We start from the raw sequence: 20,177 nt of genomic DNA, 5'->3' as shown, positions 1-20,177 counted from the left end.
CAGGACAATTGTTTGAGTTGGGATTTATTATTTAATCCGTCAGCTAAAGCAGACAGTAATGATGGCCCCCCCAACCCCTCATTATCAAGGAGGGGAGATTTTACTTTCTACCTTATTTTCACTTTTCACGCATTGCGCCAGCGCAGCGTAGCTTGAAAACCACGCTATAAGAGAAAGCTAAACTAAAAAAAAGCTGACTACGAAGGTGAATGATACCAGTTTCTGCGTGCGCGGCCTCCGCACTTTCCGGTTTCGTCAGAAAAGCCGCCTGCGGCTAGGAAAGGGTGAGACGCGAACGCAGAAACGAAGCCCGCCCGGCTTGAGGGTGAAAATTGCCGATGGAAGTTTAAAGTTAAATGTGTAGTAGAAAAGGTGTTTCAAAAACGCTGGCACTTTTAGTTGAAAAACTACTTACCGCAGAAAAGTCCTTCAGAGCTACGCTCGCAATCTTCGCGCTCCCGCGCTCAATTGTGCTCAGGATGACATCAAAAAACGGTATCCTTTCAAGCAGAAAAACTCAAAAATAAGGCTTCATAAGTTCCTTCAACTTACGTTCAGAATGACAAGAAATATCACAATCTCCAAACCACAAACCAAGCAAATTAAAACGAAAATCTTTACCTTAGCTTTTTAAACAAAGGAAGTTGGCAGCATGGGTTTATTTACCAAAATTACGTATTCGGATGTATCGTACGCTACCCGCGCCAACCAGCCGCTTACGCTTTTCCAACTCCAGAATAAGATCCGCGAAGCGTTGGAAGAAGCGTTTCCGGCCAATTACTGGGTGGTTGCGGAAATTTCGGAAGTGCGTACGCATGCCAGTGGACATTGCTATTTAACGCTTACCGAAAAAGACAGCCGCAACCAAAGCAACCTCATTGCACAGGCCAAAGGCACGATCTGGCGCAACAATTACCGCGAAATTTCCTCGTACTTCGAAAGCCAGACCGGCCATAAACTGCGCAGCGGTTTAAAAATCCTGTTCAATGCCAGCGTGCGGTTTCACGAACTGTATGGCTTCAATCTCGATATCCTGGACATCGACCCGAACTATACCATCGGCGATCTGGCGCGGCAGAAACAGGAAACTTTAAGAAAACTTGAAGCCAACGGACTTTTAGAGAAAAACAAACAGCGATTTCTGCCCGAAGTTCCGCAACGTCTGGCCGTAATTTCTTCGGCTACCGCCGCCGGTTTCGAAGATTTTATGAAGCAGCTTTCGCATAATCCGTACGGCTATCATTTCAAAACAACTTTATTCGAAGCAAGCGTGCAGGGCAACGAAGCGGCGGCTTCCGTGCGGCAAGCTTTCCGGTTAATAGAAATGCAGAAAAGCCAGTTCGATGCGGTAATTCTGATCCGGGGCGGCGGTGCGCAAACCGATTTGTTGTGTTTCGACGATTATGAACTGGCGGCGGCTATTGGCAATTTTCCGTTGCCGGTGCTTACGGGCATTGGCCACGAGCGCGACGAAACGGTGGCCGATATTGTAGCGCACACCAAACTGAAAACGCCCACCGCGGTTGCTGCTTTTTTAATCGAGCAGTTTCTGACTTTTGAAGCCCATTTAGATACCGTTTTCGAAGACCTGAAAGATCTGGCCGAAAGCATTGTGAAACGCAAAACATCCGCTTTGGAAAACCAGGTTTTACAATTATCGCAGCAAACCAACCGTTATTTAAAACAGCAGGATTCCAGACTCGAAATGCTGGTGCGCAGCTTATCGGTGAAGCCCAAAAAATTCCTTACCGAACAGGACAAACTCATCAGTTGCCACGAACTGAACCTGGTAAATTTCACGCGCAAGAAACTCGAAAATTCGGAAGTAAAACTCTTGCAGCAAACGCATAAACTCGAAAACCTGAGCCGCCAAACGGTAGGGCAAAAGCAGCAAAAACTCGAGCATTTAATTTACTGCATCAGCACTTCCGCCAAAAACAATATTACAAGCAAACAACTTCGCTTTCAACCGTTTACCAATAAACTCAAAACCGAAACGCAGCAGTTTTTACGTGAAAAAACCTATCGTTTGCAACTTTCGGAAATGGAAGTGAAAAACCGCGATCCGGAGCAAATGTTGCTGCGCGGCTACACGCTTACCTACGTGAACGGCCAGCTGGTGCGCAGCGCCAAAGACCTGAAACCCGGCGACCTGATCCAGACGCATTTTGCCGACGGCGGCGCCGAAAGTACCATTACCAACCTGACTATTTTATGAACCAGAACTTAACTTACAAAGAAGCCACGCAGGAGCTCGAAGCCATCCTGAAAGCCATAGAAACCGACGCCGTAGATGTTGATGAACTGACGCAGAAAGTGCAGCGTTCTTCCGAACTCATCAAGATCTGCAAGCAGAAATTACGTTCCGCCGAAGCCGCCATCAACCAGGTTTTCGAGGATATTGAATGCAACAATGAAACCGAATCAAAATCAGATTCTGACAAACCTGCGCCGGGCAAATTGTTTTAAAAAACGCTATCTTTTTCAATGGAAAAACTCTTATTGCTGCACGGCGCGCTGGGTTGCCATACCAACTTCAACGAACTGAAAACGGCTTTATCGGAACATTACGACGTTTATTGCCTCGATTTTTACGGCCACGGTTCGGAAGCTTTTTCTACGGAACCGTTTAAAATTGAAGGTTTTTCGGAGCAGGTTTTTAACTGGCTCGAAGAAAATAACCTCGATGCCGTTTCCATTTTCGGGTACAGCATGGGCGGTTATGTGGCTTTGCATTTAGCAGCTAAACACCCGGAAAAAGTAAAGCGCATTTTCACGCTCGCTACTAAATTCGACTGGAATGAAGCTTCGGCGGAAAAAGAAACCAAGCTGCTCGATCCGGATAAAATTGAAGCGAAAGTACCGATGTTTGCGAACGAACTTTCCGAACGCCACGGCGAGCACCTCTGGAAAAACGTGCTCCGCAAAACCGCTGAAATGATGCTCGCTTTAGGTCAGCAAAAAGCGCTTTCCGAAGAAGACCTGTCGCAGATCGAAATTCCGGTTTTAGTTAGCGTCGGCGACCGAGACCCGATGGTAAGTTTGGAAGAAACGGCGTCGGTTAGAAAGCAACTGAAAAATGCTGCGCTGCTGGTTTTACCGAATACAGTTCATCCGCTGGAGAAAATTCCGGTAGCGAGGTTGGTGTTTGAATGTAGGCAGTTTTTTGGGTGATTGGGGTAGCGTTTTACTAGGTGATTGAGTAATCAAGATATTTATTGCAATATTAAAACATAAGTTTTCGTATTATTAAAATAAAAGTGCCGGAATTAAGTAGATTTTACGGAATAATTATTCGAATGTATTTCAGCGACCATAATCCTCCGCATTTTCATGCCGATTACGAAGGATATAAAGCAGAATACGATATAAGAACTTTAGACAGAATTGCCGGCAATTTGCCCAATAGAGCACATGCTTTGGTTTTAGAATGGGCTTCTTTACACAAAGAAGAACTGATGCAGAATTGGGAGAAAGCACAGATTCCGGCAAATCTGGACAAAATTGAACCTTTAAAATAAGAACAGCTATGAATGAAATAATTGAATTTGAAGTTTTAAGCACTTATCATATTTGGTTAAAGTTTCAGGATGGCTATGAGAAAGTGGTAAATATCAGACCATACATTGGCAAAGGATTTACACAAGAACTACTTGAAACTGAAAATTTCAGTAAAGTTAACATTGAGCCGGGCGGTGGTCTCGCGTGGTATAATGGTTACGACATCTGCCCGAATTTCCTGCGAGAAATGCCCGCTGAAAAGAAAGACGTAGCTTAGTAGCTTTGAATATGACTCCAGAAGATTTTATTAAAGGTTTTTATAATGAGAAGGAAGATTTGCTTCAATTATACTTCAATAACGAATATGAAATTTCCATAGGCAAGCTAATCAACTCCTTGAATTTAAAAGACGATAAGAAGGCTACACTTTATAAAATTCTAGAACAAACCTTGACTGATTCTATGTACACCATTCTATTAGGTTTAGACGGAGCTGCAAGCATTAGAAACAGACAAGAAATGTATAAATTACTTGATGAAGAGGGCAATGAATTGACTGGTGGTGAAATAGAAAGCTATGCGTGGGAATACTTTCATTCAAAAGTTAAGAAAGACCAATAATAACCTAACTGGCACAAGTGACGCCTTCGGCTGAACGCTTGCGCCAGCAACACAAACAAAAAAAAGAGGAACCAGCCTGGCTCCTCTTTTTTACTTTAAAACAATACCGTTTTCTGTTTACCAGATCCGGATGCGGTCTTCTGGTTTGCGCACCATTTTGTCACCTTCTTTACAGCCAAAGGCTTCGTAGAATTGTGGCATGTTGGCTAATGGGCCATTGCAACGGAATTTACCCGGCGAATGCGGATCGGTAAGAACCTGTTGACGAAGTGCCTGGTCGGTAGAATTGTTCCGCCAGTTTTGGGCCCAAGCCAGGAAGAAGCGCTGATTCTGGGTGAAACCGTCAAATTTCGGATCGGTTTTGCCGGCGTTGGCTTTTTGCAAAGCAGTATAAGCAATGTTCAAACCACCAATATCGGCAATATTTTCGCCCATGGTCAATTGCCCGTTAACATAAACGCTGTCTAAAGGCGCATAGCCACTATATTGCTTGTCAACCATGGCAGTGTGTTTGGCAAAACGCTCGGCATCTTCTTTGGTCCACCAGTCTTTCAGATTGCCTTCGTGGTCGTACTGTCGGCCCTGGTCATCGAAACCGTGGGTCAGCTCGTGGCCGATTACGGCACCCATACCGCCATAATTTACTGCATCATCGGCTTTCGGATCGAAGAAAGGCGGCTGTAAAATACCGGCCGGGAACACGATCTCGTTCATCGAAGGGTTGTAATATGCATTTACCGTTGGCGGGCTCATGTGCCATTCGTTGCGGTCTACCGGTTTGCCCAGTTTAGAAGCCATATCGTTATATTCGAAAATGCGCGAACGCAGCACGTTCATCACGTAAGGACCACGGTTCACTTCAAAAGCAGCATAATCTTTCCACTTATCCGGATAACCGATCTTGATCGCGAAAGCATCCAGTTTCTGCATGGCTTTCTGCTTGGTTTCTTCGCTCATCCAGTCCAGGTTTTTCACGTGTTCCTGGAAAGCAGCCTGCAGGTTTTTGATCATGGTAAGCGCTTTGGCTTTGGCTTCCGGCGAGAAGGTTTTCTCTACGTAAAGCTGGCCTAAAGCTTCGCCCAAAGCACCGTCGGTAGAGCGGGCCATGCGTTTCCAGCGCGGTTGCATTTGCTTGGCGCCACTTAATGTTTTGCTGAAGAAATTAAAATTCTCCTGTGCGTAAGCGGTTGGCAGCGCACTGGCTAAAGAGGAAACCATGCGCAAACGCATATACGTTTTCCAGTCGGCTACCGGCACGCTTTTCAGCATGGCGTTCAGCTCTTTGAAGAAAGCCGGCTGGCCCACAATTACTTCTTTGGCCGCGCCCAGTTTCATGTTGGTCAGCCAGGTTTTCACGTTCAGGTTCGGCATCAATTTCTGGAATTCCGCAACCGTCATTTTGTTGTAATTAGCATACGGGTCGCGCAGCTCAACTCTAGATTTAGAAGCTTTGGCTAACCGTGTTTCAATGGACATTACTTTATTCGCGTTGGCAACCGCCTGTTTTTCAGAATCGCCGAGCAAGGTGAACATGTTGCGCAGGTAATTCAGGTAAGCCGCGCGGATCTCCTGCGAACGTTTGTCATCTTTCAGGTAATAATCACGGTCGGGCAAACCGGTTCCGCCCTGGTAAACGAACAAGGCATATTGCGTGCTGATCTTATCGTCCTGACCAACATACGAACCGAACATCGGGCCGAAACCATGCATCTGGTGCGTAGCCAGTATATTCTGCAGGCCTTTCATGTCTTTCACGGCATTCAGACGGTCCAGCTCCGGTTTAATTGGCGCCAGGCCGGCGTTTTCAATTCCCGCAGAATCCATTCCGGAGAAGAAATAATCGCCTACTTTCTGCATGTTGCTGCCTTTTTCAGCATTGGTAGTGGCCGCGGCATTATTCAGTAACTGGCGCAAAATTGCATTGTTGCGTTCGGCTACTTCGTTAAAACTGCTCCAGCGGCTTTCGGTGGCGGGCACCGGATTGTTTTTTATCCAGTTGCCGTTGGCGTATTGGTAAAAATCATCGCAAGGCGAAACCGATTTATCAATGTTCGGCACATCGATGCCTACACCTTTGGTTAGTGCTGTCATTACTGGAGCCGGAGTAGCGACTACCGTAGCCGAGGTTTGCTGCGCTTGCGGCGCTTTGCACTGGGTTAGCAACATTGCCGCCAATGCCATCGAAACAGGTATAAAAGACTTTCTTTTCATAGTATATTATTTAATGCTGAAAATTTAGGCAATATTTTCGAAAGTTGTTGCATAAAAGCCTTGCACACACGCATTTTGTATGTTTTCGCACGTTGCTGCCCGTTTCCGGACATTACTTTTTAAGACTAAAACCATAGCGTTTTTCCCTGCCCCGAAGCTGCCTGAAAATAAAAAAACCAGCCCGGTCAGGAGCTGGTTTTTGGGGTAAAAACGGTAGCGTTTTTCAGTTTATAAAGCAACCGAAGCACCGATCACGAAGGTCCGGCCGCGGTTAAAGAATACTTCAATCTTATCCGGATCAAACTGGTCGATACCAGAACGGGTAGGAGCATCGGTAATGTAGAATTCATTCAACACGTTCAGCACGGAGCCATTCAGCGTCAGTTTCAGGTCTTTGTAGAATTTGAAAGAATAACCGGAGTGAATATCGATGTTGCGGCTGGTTGGCAGACGGAAAGCATCCTGCGGTGTTTTATCGGTTGGTAAAGCAGTCGGCGAAAAATCTGCATAATTCTTGGTAAACATCAGATAGGTAGGACGAATGTAGAAACCTTTAATTGGTTCGTAACGCACCCCAACCATAAACTGGTTTTGCGCCGAGCCCCCCACGTGCACGCCTTTAGCATTAAAGTTCACTTCGTCAATTAGCACACCGGTTTCAGAAATAATCCGGGCAAGACCGGTAGAGTTCCAACGCCAATCGCCTAACGAGATAGCAGCGTTTAACGAAACTTTACGGCTAATTTCCTGCGCTAATTCAAGTTCTACCCCTATGTGGCGCGCATCCATACCGGTAATATTGTAGTAAAGCATGCCGCCGGTGGCTTCATCCTGCACTGAACTGGAAAGTGAGCGATCGTACCAGGTAGTGTGGTAACCATTCAGGTTAGCCTTAAAGTTATTACGGCTTATTCCATAACCCACTTCAAAAGACATTACGCCTTCGTTCTGATTGTTGGCAAACTGCTCGCCGGTACGGGTATCGAAAACGAAATTGAAGAACTGCGGTTTATTAATATAGCCCAGGTTGAAGAAGATGTTGTTGAATTCGTTCAGGTTGTAGTTCAAACCACCTTTTATAGTATAACCGGTAAACTTCACCCAGTCGCTTTCTTTCAGTTTGCCTGTACCAGAAACCTGCTGAATATCTTTTTTATTGTTTCCAATCCCAACGGTTACCGGTGCATCTTGATTAAGCTGAATGGTATCTTTTCCGGAGATCACATAATCAGACTGCGTGTAGTAAATATTATTAACCTGGTTTAAAATGGTACCTGGTGTGGTATAAAAACCTACCGGCGTTTCAGTACCGTTAATATTGTAAAACTTTGGCAGGAAATAATCTTTACGTTTATAGGCCGTGTTCGAAAGCGTACCGCTTACAAAAGCCGAAAGCACCGGCGTTTTATATTCGGCCATCAGGAAACCACCAATGTAGCGCACGTAACCATCGTTGTTGAAGCTTATCTTGTCGCCTTTGGTAAGTTTGGTGTTCGGATCCTGGTTGGCGTGGCCGGAAATGTTGCTTGCATAATTAGCGCCGAGCAGATCATAGATCTCGCTGTAGTGTTCACCTTTGTAGGTACGGCCGTCGATACCAGCCGATAATGTAGTTCTTTCAGTAGCCTTATAATCCATACCGGAAATAAAGCCGTACCAGCGGTGGTTGTTTACGTTGGCGCGCAGAATGTTGGCAGCTTTTGCAGTTTCCCGGTTTTTATAGTTAGCATCGTAAATTCCCTGAAAATTCGGGCGGCCATCTTTGGTTGCAATGGTGCTCAGCGGGCTTACTCCACCACCATTACCAATAGAAGCATAAACCACGTTGCTCATGAATAATTTATCAGAGATTGTCCAGAAATGGTTCAGGTTGAACTGTGGTTTGTGGTAAAAGTTCTGGCGTTCGTTCAGTTTTTCGCGGTGATGAATGGTATCTCCTTCGGAAATTGTGTAACGGTCAAGATCGCCCCAATGCGCATTGTAATCAAAACCATAATCGCCAACAATTTTGCCGTCGTTATCTATATAGTTGGTTGCACCCAGTTCTTTGGCTTTTTCGGCGCTGTAAGTAGCAATGTTCTTGGCAAAAGCACGCTGGCCGTGTTTCTGAGGTGAGCCTAAACCGGTTAAAGAAAGCGTATGGTTACCGAATTTCTTGCTGATGTTGGCAAAATAAGACCAGGAATCATCCCAGGTTCCTTCCACCCAGCCATCGCCAGTACGGCGCGAACCATAAACCGTAAAAGCCCAGTCGCCGTTCAGCTGCCCGGAAGAATACATAAGCGAAGTTTTTGAGTAATTATTGCTACCAATTTCCTGGCGAACAACCATGCTGCGCTTGTTCTCAAAACCTTTGGTAAGAATATTCATGGTACCTCCTACCGAAGGCGTTGCCAGTTTGGAAGCACTTAAACCACGTTGCACCTGCGTAGATTTGGTTACGTCGCCAAGATCCCAGTTAGACCAGAACACCCGGCCGTTTTCCATATCGTTTACCGGCACCCCGTTTACCATAACCGCAATATTTTCCTGGCTGAAACCACGGATGCTGATGCGCGATTCGCCCGGGCCACCGCCTTGGTTGGTTGCGTAAACGCCCGGCGTTTCGTTGAGGAGCAATGGCAGATCGCGGCCGGCTAAACTTTCGCGGATGGTAGATTCTTTAATTGCTGAGAAAGCAACCGGCGTTTCGCGTTCCACGGCTACGTCGGCAACAATTTCCACTTCATTCAGGGTAGCATTGTCTTCGCCCAGCCGGAACGTTACAAAAGCATCTTTGCCGGAAATTACTACCGTTTCGGTAGCAGAAAGATACCCGATGTAGCTGGCCGTTACGGTGTAGGTGCCTGGTTTCAGATTCTCTACTTTAAACGTACCATTCACTTCGGTAAGTCCACCGGTGGTGGTTTCAGGGCTGGTAACCTGAACACTGGCGCCTGCCAGGCCTTCGCCGGAAGCTTTATCTACCAGTTTACCTTTCAGCGCAAATGTCTGCGCATAAGCCGCCTGCACCGTAAAGATCAGCACAAAAAGAGCGGATAAAATGTTTTTCATGAAATAGGAAAAAGTTTAACCCTGCAAAGGTACGGCTTAACAACCGGAACTAAAAATCAGGCCGTTATAACTCTTTAAGATTTTACTGCTTCCTATTGCGAGTTAGAGCAATTCTTTGGCCGGGTCCCAGAAATGCTTTTCAAAATCCTGGATCTGATCATCAATTATGGTCAGGCCTTCACTTTCGAGGGCATTTTGCATAGCGTTTGCGTTTTCGAAATGCTGTTTGCCCGTGAGCAGGCCGTTACGATTTACCACGCGCCAGGCCGGAATATCGGTAAGCGGATGCGAAGCGATCAATGCCCAGCCTACCATGCGGGCCGAACCTTTGGAACCTAAATAACTGGCAATTGCTCCGTAAGAAGTTACCCGGCCTTTTGGTATTAGCTTTACGACGGCGTACACATCTTCAAAAAAACTGGTCTTTTTATCTTTCATCGCTGATCTTAAATGGAATGTCCGGAAAGTATTTTAGTGGTTTACGAAAGCTGAACAGGTATTTTCAAAATTCTGAGATCTAAAATTAAACCTTTTATCTGTAGCTACATCTAATTGCGCCGGCCACCCGGAAAACACGAAATTTAACAAAAGCTTTTAAAAAATTGCCCTATCGAAAGCATTTTCGTATTAGCTTTGTTTGAATTTCAGCTTAAGGAAAACCTGCCCGAAAAATAGCACCGCAGTATATGGAAATGGCGGTTTTGCCGTTATGACAAAAATCCGTTTCCTTTTCAAGGCTCCTTTTCGGGTTGCCATATTTTTAAAAACGCTAAGGATTTAGCCCTCAAAAGTCGGGATCAGAAACCGGCTAAAAGCTCCGCTTAACTGCATTATGAAAACAAAATACATTGTTTACACCGTCTTACTCGTTGCCCTTGGTTCTCTTATTTTTTACCGGATCTCTGCCAATAAAAAGCTGGAAGGCAAAAATGGCCCCGGCGGAAAAAAAGGCGGCCCCGGCGGCGCTATGCCGGCCATGCGTGTAAGCGGAATCGTTCTGAAACCACAACAATTTGCCAATACACTTTCCGTAACCGGTTCTATAGAAGCCAACGAACAGGTGGAGATCCGTGGCGAAATTTCCGGCCGAGTGCGCCACATTTCTTTCCAGGAAGGCAGCCGCGTAAGCAAAGGCCAGGTTTTGCTGAAAGTCGATGATTCGGAGCTGCGTGCGCAGCTGGCCCAGGCCCAAACCAAACAACAGCTTGCCGCCGAAAACGAACGCCGTGCCGGTTTACTTTTACAAAAAGAAGCGATCAGCAAAGAAGAATACGATGTGGCCCGCGCCGATCTCCTAACCACCAAAGCTCAAACGCAACTCATTCAGGCCCAGCTGGCCAAAACTTCCATTAAAGCGCCTTTCTCCGGACAAATTGGTTTGCGCAATATTTCCGAAGGCGGTTTCTTATCGCCGGACATTGTGGTTGCCAACCTCGTAAATACAGACCCGGTAAAAATCACGTTCTCCGTTCCGGAAAAATATTCGAACCAGGTAAAAGTAAACACCGAGATCAACTTCACGATTGCGGGCAGCCCTAAAAAATATACCGCCACAGTTTACGCCATTGAGCCCGGAATTGAATCTGCTACCCGCACCTTGCAACTCCGCGCCCGCGCCGCCAATCCGGATAATATTTTGCGCCCGGGTTCATTTGCCAATATTGAGCTTCCACTTACTGAAACAGATAATGCGTTGCTGGTTCCTTCCGAAGCCATTATCCCGATCCAGAATGGTAAAAAAGTGTTTGTAGCGGAAAACGGCAAAGCCAAAGAAGTAAAAGTAGAAACCGGTACCCGTACTGAAAAAGACGTGCTCATTACTTCCGGTCTTTCTGCTGGCGATACCGTTTTAACTACCGGCATTATGGCTTTAAAAGCAAATGCGCCGGTAAAAGTGAAAATTGTAGCAGATGGCACTCCGCAGAAAAAATAGCTTACTGGTAAACTTCGACCCAAGGCTAACTGAATAATGCAGAGCTTCTGCCAGATTAAAATAAAACAAACCAGCACTTTTTGAACCCAAAACGCTACCGTTTTTAACCTAAAAAGTCAGGTATAAAAAATAATTAATATGAGTTTATCTACCACCAGTATCCGGCGGCCGGTTTTCACCATTGTGATCAACCTGATGCTGATACTTTTTGGCGTGATCGGGTATACCTTTCTGGGCATCCGCGAATTTCCTTCCATAGACCCGGCTGTGGTTTCGGTGCGTACCAGTTACACCGGGGCCAACGCCGATATTATTGAATCGCAGATAACTGAACCGCTGGAAAAAGCCATCAACTCGATCGACGGCATCCGGAATATTTCTTCATCGAGTAACCAGGGAACCAGCAACATTACCATAGAATTTAACCTGGAAAAAGACCTGGAAGAAGCCGCCAACGACGTGCGCGACAAAGTTTCGCAGGCCATCCGGAATTTACCCGAAGACATTGATTCCCCGCCGGTAGTTTCCAAAGCTGACGCCGACGCCGAATCTATTATTTCAATGACGGTGAGCAGCGACAACCGCAACCAGCTTGAGCTCAGCGATTATGCCGAAAATGTGATCGCACAGCGTTTGCAAACTATTCCGGGCGTAAGTACGGTCCAGATCTGGGGGCAGAAACGCTACGCCATGCGCCTTTGGCTCGACCCCGGCAAACTTGCCGCTTATGGCCTGACTGTTAGCGATGTACGCAATGCACTTAACCGCGAAAACGTAGAGCTTCCCTCCGGAAAAGTAACCGGCGCCAACACCGAACTGGTAGTAAAAACGCTTGGAAATCTTTCTAACGAAACGCAATTCAATAACCTGATCGTAAAATCGGAAGCTGGTAAAATTATTCGTTTCAGCGATATTGGCAACGCCGAACTCGGGCCGGAAAACCTGGAAACCAAAATGACAGAATCGGGCCAGCCCATGGTTGGTTTAGCCATTATTCCGCAACCGGGCACCAATTATTTAGAAATTTCTGAAGCCTTTTACGAGCAGTTCGAAAAACTAAAAAATGAATTACCCAAGGATCTGAAGCTGAATATTGCTATGGACAATACCGTTTTTGTAAAAAAATCGGTAGTGGAAGTTGGCGAAACCATTGCCATTGCACTGGTGCTGGTTATTATGATCATTTACCTTTTCTTCCGCGACTGGAGCATTGCTTTCCGCCCGCTGATCGATATCCCGGTTTCTTTGATCGCTACATTTTTCATTATGTACCTTTGCGGCTTTTCGGTGAATGTGCTGACGCTGCTGGCAATTGTACTAGCAACCGGCTTGGTAGTGGATGATGGTATTGTAGTAACCGAAAATATTTTCAAGAAAGTGGAAGAAGGCATGAGCCCGATCGAGGCCGCTATTAAAGGCTCGAACGAGATTTTCCTGGCGGTTATTTCCATTTCTATTACGCTGGCCGCGGTATTTTTGCCGGTTATTTTTCTGGAAGGTTTTGTAGGCCGGTTGTTCCGCGAATTTGGTGTGGTGATCGGGGCGGCGGTGCTTATTTCGGCATTCGTTTCACTTACATTAACGCCCATGCTGAATGCTTACCTAATGAAAAAAGGCGGCCATAAAAAGTCGAAATTCTACGATTTGACCGAGCCGTATTTTCAGAAAATGAATAAAAGCTACGCCGAAACGCTGGGAAGCTTCATGCAAAACCGCTGGCTTAGCTTCCCGATTATCGGCGTTTGCCTTGCCATGATCGTATTTTTCTACATAAGCCTGCAAAAAGAAACGGCCCCTTACGACGACCGAAGCATGCTCCGTTTGCAGGTTCTGGCGCCAGAAGGTGCTTCTTACGATTACATGGACCGCTTTATGACCGACCTGACCCAATTACTGAACGATTCAGTGCCGGAAAAACAGGTTGCCTTGGTTATTACTTCGCCGGGTTTTGGTGGTTCTGGTTCCGTAAACAGCGGTATGGTACGTCTGGCTTTAAAAGAACCTTCGGAACGCGAACGCTCCCAAAAAGAAATTGCTGAAGACCTGACCAAACTGACCAAACGCTATTCCGAAGCCCGAACCATGGTTACGCAACAGCCAACTATTTCGGTAAACCGGCGCGGCGGCCAGCCAATTCAGTATATTATTCAGGCTCCGAATTTTCAGGCGCTGGAAGAAAAGATCCCGGTTTTTCTGGAAGAAGCCGCCAAAGATCCTACTTTCAGCATGGTAGATGTGAACTTGAAATTCAACAAACCGGAGATAAACATTACCATAGACCGGGAAAAAGCGCAAACCCTGGGCGTATCTGTTTTAGACGTAGCACAAACCTTACAGCTTTCGCTCAGCGGCCAACGATTCGGATATTTTATCATGAACGGGCGCCAATACCAGGTAGTAGGCCAGTTTGAAGAATCCGACCGCGATGCGCCGATTGACTTGACTTCGCTATTCGTGCGCAGCAATACCGGCCAGCTGATTCAGCTCGATAATTTGGTGAAAGTAGATGAAAGAAGCGCCCCGCCGCAACTTTACCACAATAACCGTTACATGTCTGCTACAGTTACTGCTGGTCTTTCGCCGGGAAAAAGTATCGGTGATGGGATCGATGCCATGAACCGGGTCCGGGATAAAGTGCTGGACGACAGTTTCTCTACGGACTTAGGCGGTGAATCGCGGGACTTTGTGGAAAGTAGCTCGAACACGGCTTTTGCTTTTGCGCTGGCTTTGCTGCTTATTTATTTAATTCTGGCAGCCCAGTTCGAGAGCTTTGTTGATCCGCTCATTATTATTCTTACCGTGCCCATGGCGGTAGCCGGAGCCCTGCTTTCTTTGTGGCTTTTCGGGCAGACCTGGAACATTTTTAGCCAGATCGGTACCATTATGCTTATTGGTCTGGTTACGAAAAATGGTATCCTGATCGTAGAATTTGCGAATCAGCTCCGCGAACAGGGCAAGCCAAAAATGGAGGCTATTATGGAAGCTTCTGAAGCCCGCCTCCGCCCTATTTTAATGACCAGTCTGGCCATTGCGCTGGGTGCTTTACCAATTGCCTTAGCGTTAGGCGCGGCCGCGCAAAGTCGTATGGGCATGGGTATTGTAATTGTTGGCGGCACCATGTTCTCGTTAATTCTGACCTTGTTCGTTATTCCGGCTATTTATTCTATGTGGAGCAAAGAACGCAAGCATCACCCGGAATTCGAGCATATTGAGGAATTTGAGAAAGAAGTGGCGCTGAAAGCCGGGCACTAAGTTTGGAAATTTGAAGAGAAAAGTCCCCTTTTGAAGGGGGGGTGGGGGATGACCACGTTATTGCGTCAAAATTCAATAATGTACCTGTCCTCCCCTACCCCTCCAAAGTGGGACTGATCGAAATAATTAGTTTTAATATAAAGATGAAACATAAATTTCTTTTTCTTGGCGTTTTGCTGGCCGCGTTATTTACAGCCGGGCAAAGCAAAGCGCAGGAAATTTTAACGCTGGAAGAAGCCGTGCGGATCGCACTGGAGCGGAATTACGATATCAGGCTGGCCAGAAATAATGTTGAAATTGAGGACCTGAACGTAAGCTGGGCCAATGCCGGTTTTACACCGCGGGTAGATGCCGTGCTGAACGACAATAACGGTATTCAGACCACCCGCCAGACGCAATCTGATGGCACCATTCGGGAACGGAACAATGCCCGGAACTCGAACGTGAACTATGGGGTAGAAATGAACTGGACGATCTTCGATGGGTTCAGAATGTTTGCCCGCCACGACCAGCTTCAGGAATTCCGGAGGCTGAGCGAAACCGAATTGCAGCAAACTGTGCTAACCAAAGTGGGCGAAGTAATGCGCACCTATTACGACCTGATCCAGCAGCAGCAGCAACTTTTAGCTTACGATTCTGCCATTTCCATTTCCCGCACCCGCTTAAATGTAGCCCAGAATCGTTTTACCATAGGAAAAGCAGCAAAACTTGCCGTACTGAATGCACAGGTAGATCTGAACACCGATACCACCAATCTGCTGCGCCAACAGGAACTTTATTCCAATACCAAAACCCTATTGAATGAGATCATCGGTCGCGATATTGCAACCCCTTTCGAAGTAACAGACTCGATCCGGATCGATACTTCGCTTACTTTAGGCCAACTTTCTGACCTGGCACAACAACAAAACCCGAATTTAAAAGCTGCCGGAATTAACAAACGCATTGCCGAACTTGACAAGAAACAGGTGCGCGCGCTCCGGTATCCGGCGGTGGGCGTAAATTCGGGTTATAATTTCAGCCGGTCGGAATCTGCATTGGGTTTTGCTACTTCTTCATCTGGTCGGGGTTTAACGTACGGGCTTTCGGCTTCGGTAAATCTGTTTAATGGAGGCTTGCAGCGTCGTAACGAAAAAATTGCCGAACTGCAGATAAAAAACGCGCAGATAGACCAGGAAAAAACCAACCAAACCATCAATTCACAGCTTACCAGGGCGTATCAGGTTTACCTTACCAATTTAAATCTGGTAACGCTGGAAAAGAAAAACGTAGAAATTTCGCGCCGCAACCTGGAAATTACCTTAGACAAATACAAGTTAGGAACGCTTACTCCGGTAGAATTCCGTGATGCGCAGCTGAACCATTTAAATGCCGAAGTACGCTACAGCAATTCACAGTACCAGGCCAAAATTGCAGAGATCGCGCTGAAAGAAATAGCCGGGAATCTGCCATTACTATAAGATTTTCGCTCGAGAAAAACCTAAACAAAAAGCCCGGTCAGGAAATTGAGCCGGGCATTTTTTGTTTGTGAAACGGTAGGGTTTTGAGGCCAAAAAGTGACGGATTGGCAGGAAGAAAACGCTATGCTTTTCAGCCCAAAAAGTGCTTAAGAATTTATTGGAGATTAGAGCGGACTATCGGCTTTTTGTTCCAGAACCAGTTCCATGCCGGAGGTAAAATAAAAGGTTACTTTCCGGCTTATATAGTCTTCTTCATCGTCTTCGCGAAAACGGGTGATGATGGCATTTAAAACGCCTTCTTCTTCGCTGAAAGTAAAGTTGAGCTGCGGGTTGTAAATAATTTCGGTTTCTTTGAACAGTTCCCAACGGCCGGTCTTCATTGTACCATCGGTAACCACCACGGAGCCGTTATTCTGAAAAACCACTTTGCTGCACTTTGCAAAAACGGAAGTATCAGAAACCTGCCCGCCCGGGCGTTCCAATACATCCCAACTGCCCAGCAGGTGTTCCGATGCAACAATATTCAGATCGAGGTAACGCACAGCGTAAGATTAACCGTTAGGGTTTTTAAGCTTTAAAATTTCTTCCTGCAAGGCTTTAACCTGCTTTTCGAGCTGCAGATTCCGGAATTTCACTTTCACTTCCATATCCTCGTAAGCGTTTTTCAGGTTTTCGGCGTAGTTGCTCAGTTGCTTGTTTTTAGCTGCCAGTTCCTGCGTTCGTTCTGCCACTTTCCGGTCCAGGTTCTGGTTCAGTTCGCGGAGTTCCACGGTCATTTCATCGGCCAGTGCAAGGGCATTTTTACGGGTGTTAGCAAAAGCGCGCAGCAAAAAGAAAAGCAAAATATTCAGCAAAATTCCCCCGAAAAGAATAACGTATGCCAGCGTTTTACCTTTAGCCGTTTCGTACTCGCGCACCGGCAAAAGGCGCAACGTCCATTGGTTATTGTAAACCGGGAATGATGTTGAATAAGTAGAATCGGTCTGGTCTGGCCGCGTTACCCACGATTTGTAAAGCAACTTGCTGGTATCGGTTTTAGCACCATCGTAAAGCTCTACTTTATATGGCAGATTCGGTCGTTTTAATTCGCGGCGCAGCACGCCTTTCATAAAATTTTCTGCAATGAACGGCGCATAAGCCCAACCTAAAAACTGTTTGCCGGCCGTATCGGCAAGGGCTTCGGAGCGGAAAATAGGCACGTAAATCAAAAAGCTGGGCATTCTATTATTATCCTGCACCAACACTACCCGGTCCGAAATGGCTGCTTTACCCGTACTCCTGGCCTTTTCCATGGCGGCGCGGCGGATTGGTTCCGAGCCCATATCAAAACCCAGCGCTTTGTAATTACGCAACTGCGGTTCAAGATATTTTATCACAAAAAAGTCTTTTGCATCTGGTACCAAGCCTAAACCTCTGATCGTAAATTCAGCAGCCCGGTCTCGGCGGGTTTCCATAGTAAAGGCCAGCGAATCTGCTTTGTTTACAGGCACGGCAAAACCAAGTCCGTTTATTCCGGGGTAGTTTACATCTAACTGCAAGGCTGCCACAAAATCGCGCCACTCGTGCCGGCTTACGTGTTCAGAACTGGCAATGAAAGCGCCGGCTGCAATCTGTTCATCTACATACGTTTGCATCCGGTACGTAATATTCTGCTTTATTTTCTCCAGTTGGTCCTGGTAATAGGTTTGCTGATTGAGATCGTGCCAGCGCAGCTCGTTCCGGAAAAATAAAACCGTAACAATAAGCCCTGAAACCAGGAGCACCAATGGCAACGCGTTGTATATTTTATCTTTCATGCCTTAAAATTTTGCCAACCAACAAGTAGTGCCGGCACCGAAAATAATGAACAATTTCGCTAATGCTTCTGCCACAAAAGTACTTATTTCGGGCAGTAATTCAGTATTTAATTCTCTCAGACTTTTTCGCCTTAAAACCATACCGTTTTAAACGCATGCGCCATTTTTAAGTCGGCTGACACTGAGGACATAAATACGTAGCGCGACCGCCAACCACAGTTCTTATAATTTCTGTTTTGCAGCGCGGGCAGTTCTTATGAGCATCTTTTTCAGGATGCGGCGATTCGTCCCATTCGCGGGAATGAATGAGAAATGAAACCGGAAGTTCGCGGTAAATAGCTTCTTTTTCGATGGAGATCTGCAGCACATTTTGCATAGCTTGCAGCAGGTTTTGTAATTCCGGATCGGTAAGTTCAGCAGCAATTATTTCCGGATGCAGTTTTGCCTGAAAAAGGATCTCATCTACCAGCCAGTTGCCAATGCCGGCCAGAATTTTCTGATCGAGCAAGGCAGGTTTCAGCGGGCTTTTTCTTTTGCGCAGATTTTTCTTCAATTCCGCTTCGGAAATATCCAGCGCATCGGGCCCGAGTTTTTTGGCTGTTTTATATACCGTTTTGCTTTCCCACAAACCAATCCGGCCAAATTTCCGCGAATCTACAAATGCCAGTTTAAAGCCACTGTCGAAGAAAAAAGTAGCCCGTTCAAATCGCGGTGCATCTTCGGGAATGCGGTAATAATGGAGGTCGCCGGTCATACCGAAATGCAGACTCAGCACGTTTCCGTTGTCGAGGGTAACCAGTAAATGTTTCCCGATCCGCGTAGTTTTAACCATCTTCCGCCCCACTATTCCCTGCCGGAATTCGTCCAGCGGCATGGTGATCTGGCGTTTGGCATCTACGGCCGAAAAGCCGGTAATTTTCTGGTGTAAACTGGTTTCTTCCAGATATTTCCGGAGCGTTTCAACTTCTGGTAATTCGGGCATTAATTTGGTTGCTGGTTATTTGTTTTTTGGTTTTTCCGGGGAATTTTTAAAATTCTGACTAAGAGCAGTTTTTAAGATGAAAAGCATAGCGTTTTTCTTACGAAAATGAAGCTGCAATTGGTTAATAAACTAACATGATTTTCCGGCAAACAAAATAAACGCTGCAATTGCATTTGCATTTTTTAAGCTTTGCGGCTTTTAAAACAACCCTAATTGCTTGCCCGACATGGTGCAGAAATGCGTATAATTATACGGTTTCATGCTGCGGCCGCTGAAATATTTTTTCCTGCTTACCCGGAACAAATTAGCAATATTGCTGGCAAAGTTTCCTTCGCCAATAATACGCGTGCCATAGCGACTATCATTCAGTTTACCGCCGTGGCAATGCGCGGTCTGGTACAACACTTTTTCGGCCCGGTCAGGATAAGCTTTTCGCACCCAATCTTCAAAAATACCACCAATGGCACCGTTTAAACGAACAATAGTATACGCGGCATTGCTGGCTCCGGCTTCGGCGGCGGCGCGCATCAGTTCCGGAATTTCGTAATCGTTCAGGGCTGGAATAATGGGCGCAAGCATTACGTTTACCGGAATTCCTACATCAGTTAATTGTTTTACCACTTCCAGCCGCTTTTTACCCGAAACAGTTCGCGGTTCGAGTTTGCGGCGAAGTTCTTCGTTTAACGTGGTGATGGAAATATTTACGTGCACCAGATCCAGCGCATTTAGTTTTTGCAACAGATCGAGGTCGCGGAGAATGAGGGAATTTTTGGTAATGATGCTGACCGGATGTTTGTAGCGCAGCAACACTTCCAGGATTTTGCGGGTGATCTGTTTTTTAGCTTCTATGGGTTGGTAACAGTCGGTATTGCCGGCCAGCATGATCGGTTTAGGCTCCCATTTCTGGTTTTCGAGTTGCTTGGCCAAAACCTGCGGCGCATTTTCTTTTATAATGATCTTGCTTTCAAAATCGAGGCCGGCGCCATAGCCCCAGTATTCGTGGGTGTTACGCGCGTAGCAATAAACGCAGCCATGCTCACAACCCTGGTACGGATTAAGCGAATAACCCAAACCCAGATCCGGACTATCGATTTTATTTACAATTTTCTTCGGTAGTTCGGTAAAATATTCTGTTTTCGGGGCTTCAATCAGCCAAGGTTCGTCAAGGCCTTCTATGTGCTCGGTTACGTAAGCATGCTTCTGAAATTTGTTGGCCGGATCGAATTGCGCACCTCTGCCCTTCCATAGTTCGTCCTTTTTTTCCATGCTTAAAGTTACGAAATTACTAATATTTTCAGCAAAAATAAACCAATATTTTTAGCTTATTTTACTTAAGCTGATTTAAATCCTCAATAAAGCTAATTTAA

16 protein-coding genes are annotated in these 20,177 nt (G+C 46.2%); 9 read left to right on the top strand and 7 right to left on the bottom strand.

Annotated features, from left to right (window positions below):
* Nucleotides 1-652 precede the first annotated feature (652 nt).
* The 6 genes from xseA (at nucleotide 653) to ACFPIB_RS14455 (ending at nucleotide 4,122) form a co-directional block, all read left to right on the top strand.
* Entirely contained in the window at nucleotides 653-2,218 is a 1,566-nt protein-coding gene (gene xseA, locus ACFPIB_RS14480) for an exodeoxyribonuclease VII large subunit (protein WP_378018180.1), read from the top strand.
* Nucleotides 2,215-2,469, top strand: coding sequence for an exodeoxyribonuclease VII small subunit (gene xseB / locus ACFPIB_RS14475; protein WP_378018179.1), 255 nt, complete (start codon nucleotides 2,215-2,217; stop codon nucleotides 2,467-2,469). The genes xseA and xseB overlap by 4 nt, the downstream gene beginning before the upstream one ends.
* Before the next feature lie 18 nt (nucleotides 2,470-2,487).
* The gene (locus ACFPIB_RS14470) at nucleotides 2,488-3,174 is read left to right on the top strand and encodes an alpha/beta fold hydrolase (RefSeq protein ID WP_378018178.1); all 687 of its coding nucleotides are present in this window, start codon (nucleotides 2,488-2,490) and stop codon (nucleotides 3,172-3,174) included.
* 86 nt (nucleotides 3,175-3,260) lie between these two features.
* Complete coding sequence (locus ACFPIB_RS14465) at nucleotides 3,261-3,521, top strand: DUF4160 domain-containing protein (RefSeq protein WP_378018177.1); 261 nt, start codon at nucleotides 3,261-3,263, stop codon at nucleotides 3,519-3,521.
* A gap of 8 nt (nucleotides 3,522-3,529) precedes the next feature.
* Entirely contained in the window at nucleotides 3,530-3,778 is a 249-nt protein-coding gene (locus tag ACFPIB_RS14460) for a DUF2442 domain-containing protein (RefSeq protein ID WP_378018176.1), read from the top strand.
* 11 nt (nucleotides 3,779-3,789) lie between these two features.
* Nucleotides 3,790-4,122, top strand: a complete 333-nt coding sequence (locus tag ACFPIB_RS14455) for a hypothetical protein (RefSeq protein ID WP_378018175.1) — start codon at nucleotides 3,790-3,792, stop codon at nucleotides 4,120-4,122.
* 117 nt (nucleotides 4,123-4,239) lie between these two features.
* Here the strand turns inward: ACFPIB_RS14455 and ACFPIB_RS14450 are convergent, their stop codons facing one another.
* The 3 genes from ACFPIB_RS14450 to ACFPIB_RS14440 all read right to left on the bottom strand — a co-directional run bounded on the left by ACFPIB_RS14450 (nucleotide 4,240) and on the right by ACFPIB_RS14440 (nucleotide 9,825).
* The gene (locus ACFPIB_RS14450) at nucleotides 4,240-6,333 is read right to left on the bottom strand and encodes a M13 family metallopeptidase (protein ID WP_378018174.1); all 2,094 of its coding nucleotides are present in this window, start codon (nucleotides 6,331-6,333) and stop codon (nucleotides 4,240-4,242) included.
* A 228-nt stretch (nucleotides 6,334-6,561) separates the two neighbouring features.
* A complete protein-coding gene (locus ACFPIB_RS14445) occupies nucleotides 6,562-9,387 on the bottom strand; it encodes a carboxypeptidase-like regulatory domain-containing protein (RefSeq protein WP_378018173.1) in 2,826 nt (941 codons plus the stop codon).
* Nucleotides 9,388-9,489: 102 nt separating this feature from the next.
* A complete protein-coding gene (locus tag ACFPIB_RS14440) occupies nucleotides 9,490-9,825 on the bottom strand; it encodes an MGMT family protein (RefSeq protein WP_378018172.1) in 336 nt (111 codons plus the stop codon).
* Nucleotides 9,826-10,219: 394 nt separating this feature from the next.
* On the opposite strand from ACFPIB_RS14440, the gene ACFPIB_RS14435 reads away from it, so the two are divergent.
* The 3 genes from ACFPIB_RS14435 (at nucleotide 10,220) to ACFPIB_RS14425 (ending at nucleotide 16,032) form a co-directional block, all read left to right on the top strand.
* Nucleotides 10,220-11,320 (top strand): efflux RND transporter periplasmic adaptor subunit, encoded by a 1,101-nt coding sequence (locus tag ACFPIB_RS14435; protein WP_378018171.1) that lies wholly within the window; start codon nucleotides 10,220-10,222, stop codon nucleotides 11,318-11,320.
* 138 nt (nucleotides 11,321-11,458) lie between these two features.
* On the top strand, nucleotides 11,459-14,572 hold the full coding sequence (locus ACFPIB_RS14430) for an efflux RND transporter permease subunit (protein WP_378018170.1): 3,114 nt from the start codon (nucleotides 11,459-11,461) through the stop codon (nucleotides 14,570-14,572).
* A gap of 143 nt (nucleotides 14,573-14,715) precedes the next feature.
* Nucleotides 14,716-16,032: a TolC family protein gene (locus ACFPIB_RS14425; protein WP_378018169.1), complete on the top strand. Its 1,317-nt coding sequence runs from the start codon at nucleotides 14,716-14,718 to the stop codon at nucleotides 16,030-16,032.
* 164 nt (nucleotides 16,033-16,196) lie between these two features.
* On the opposite strand, the gene ACFPIB_RS14420 is transcribed toward ACFPIB_RS14425, so the two are convergent.
* The 4 genes from ACFPIB_RS14420 to ACFPIB_RS14405 form a co-directional block, all read right to left on the bottom strand.
* A complete protein-coding gene (locus ACFPIB_RS14420) occupies nucleotides 16,197-16,574 on the bottom strand; it encodes a hypothetical protein (protein WP_378018168.1) in 378 nt (125 codons plus the stop codon).
* A 9-nt stretch (nucleotides 16,575-16,583) separates the two neighbouring features.
* The gene (locus ACFPIB_RS14415; protein ID WP_378018167.1) at nucleotides 16,584-17,828 is read right to left on the bottom strand and encodes a CHASE domain-containing protein; all 1,245 of its coding nucleotides are present in this window, start codon (nucleotides 17,826-17,828) and stop codon (nucleotides 16,584-16,586) included.
* 166 nt (nucleotides 17,829-17,994) lie between these two features.
* Nucleotides 17,995-18,810: a DNA-formamidopyrimidine glycosylase gene (gene mutM, locus ACFPIB_RS14410; RefSeq protein WP_378018166.1), complete on the bottom strand. Its 816-nt coding sequence runs from the start codon at nucleotides 18,808-18,810 to the stop codon at nucleotides 17,995-17,997.
* 198 nt (nucleotides 18,811-19,008) lie between these two features.
* On the bottom strand, nucleotides 19,009-20,076 hold the full coding sequence (locus tag ACFPIB_RS14405; protein WP_378018165.1) for a PA0069 family radical SAM protein: 1,068 nt from the start codon (nucleotides 20,074-20,076) through the stop codon (nucleotides 19,009-19,011).
* Between the last annotated feature and the right edge of the window lie 101 nt (nucleotides 20,077-20,177).

Source organism: Adhaeribacter terreus, from assembly GCF_042657365.1.
GTDB lineage: Bacteria > Bacteroidota > Bacteroidia > Cytophagales > Hymenobacteraceae > Adhaeribacter_A > Adhaeribacter_A terreus.
The sequence above is the reverse complement of the archived record's forward strand: the minus strand, read 5'-3'. Positions and strand labels throughout refer to the sequence as shown.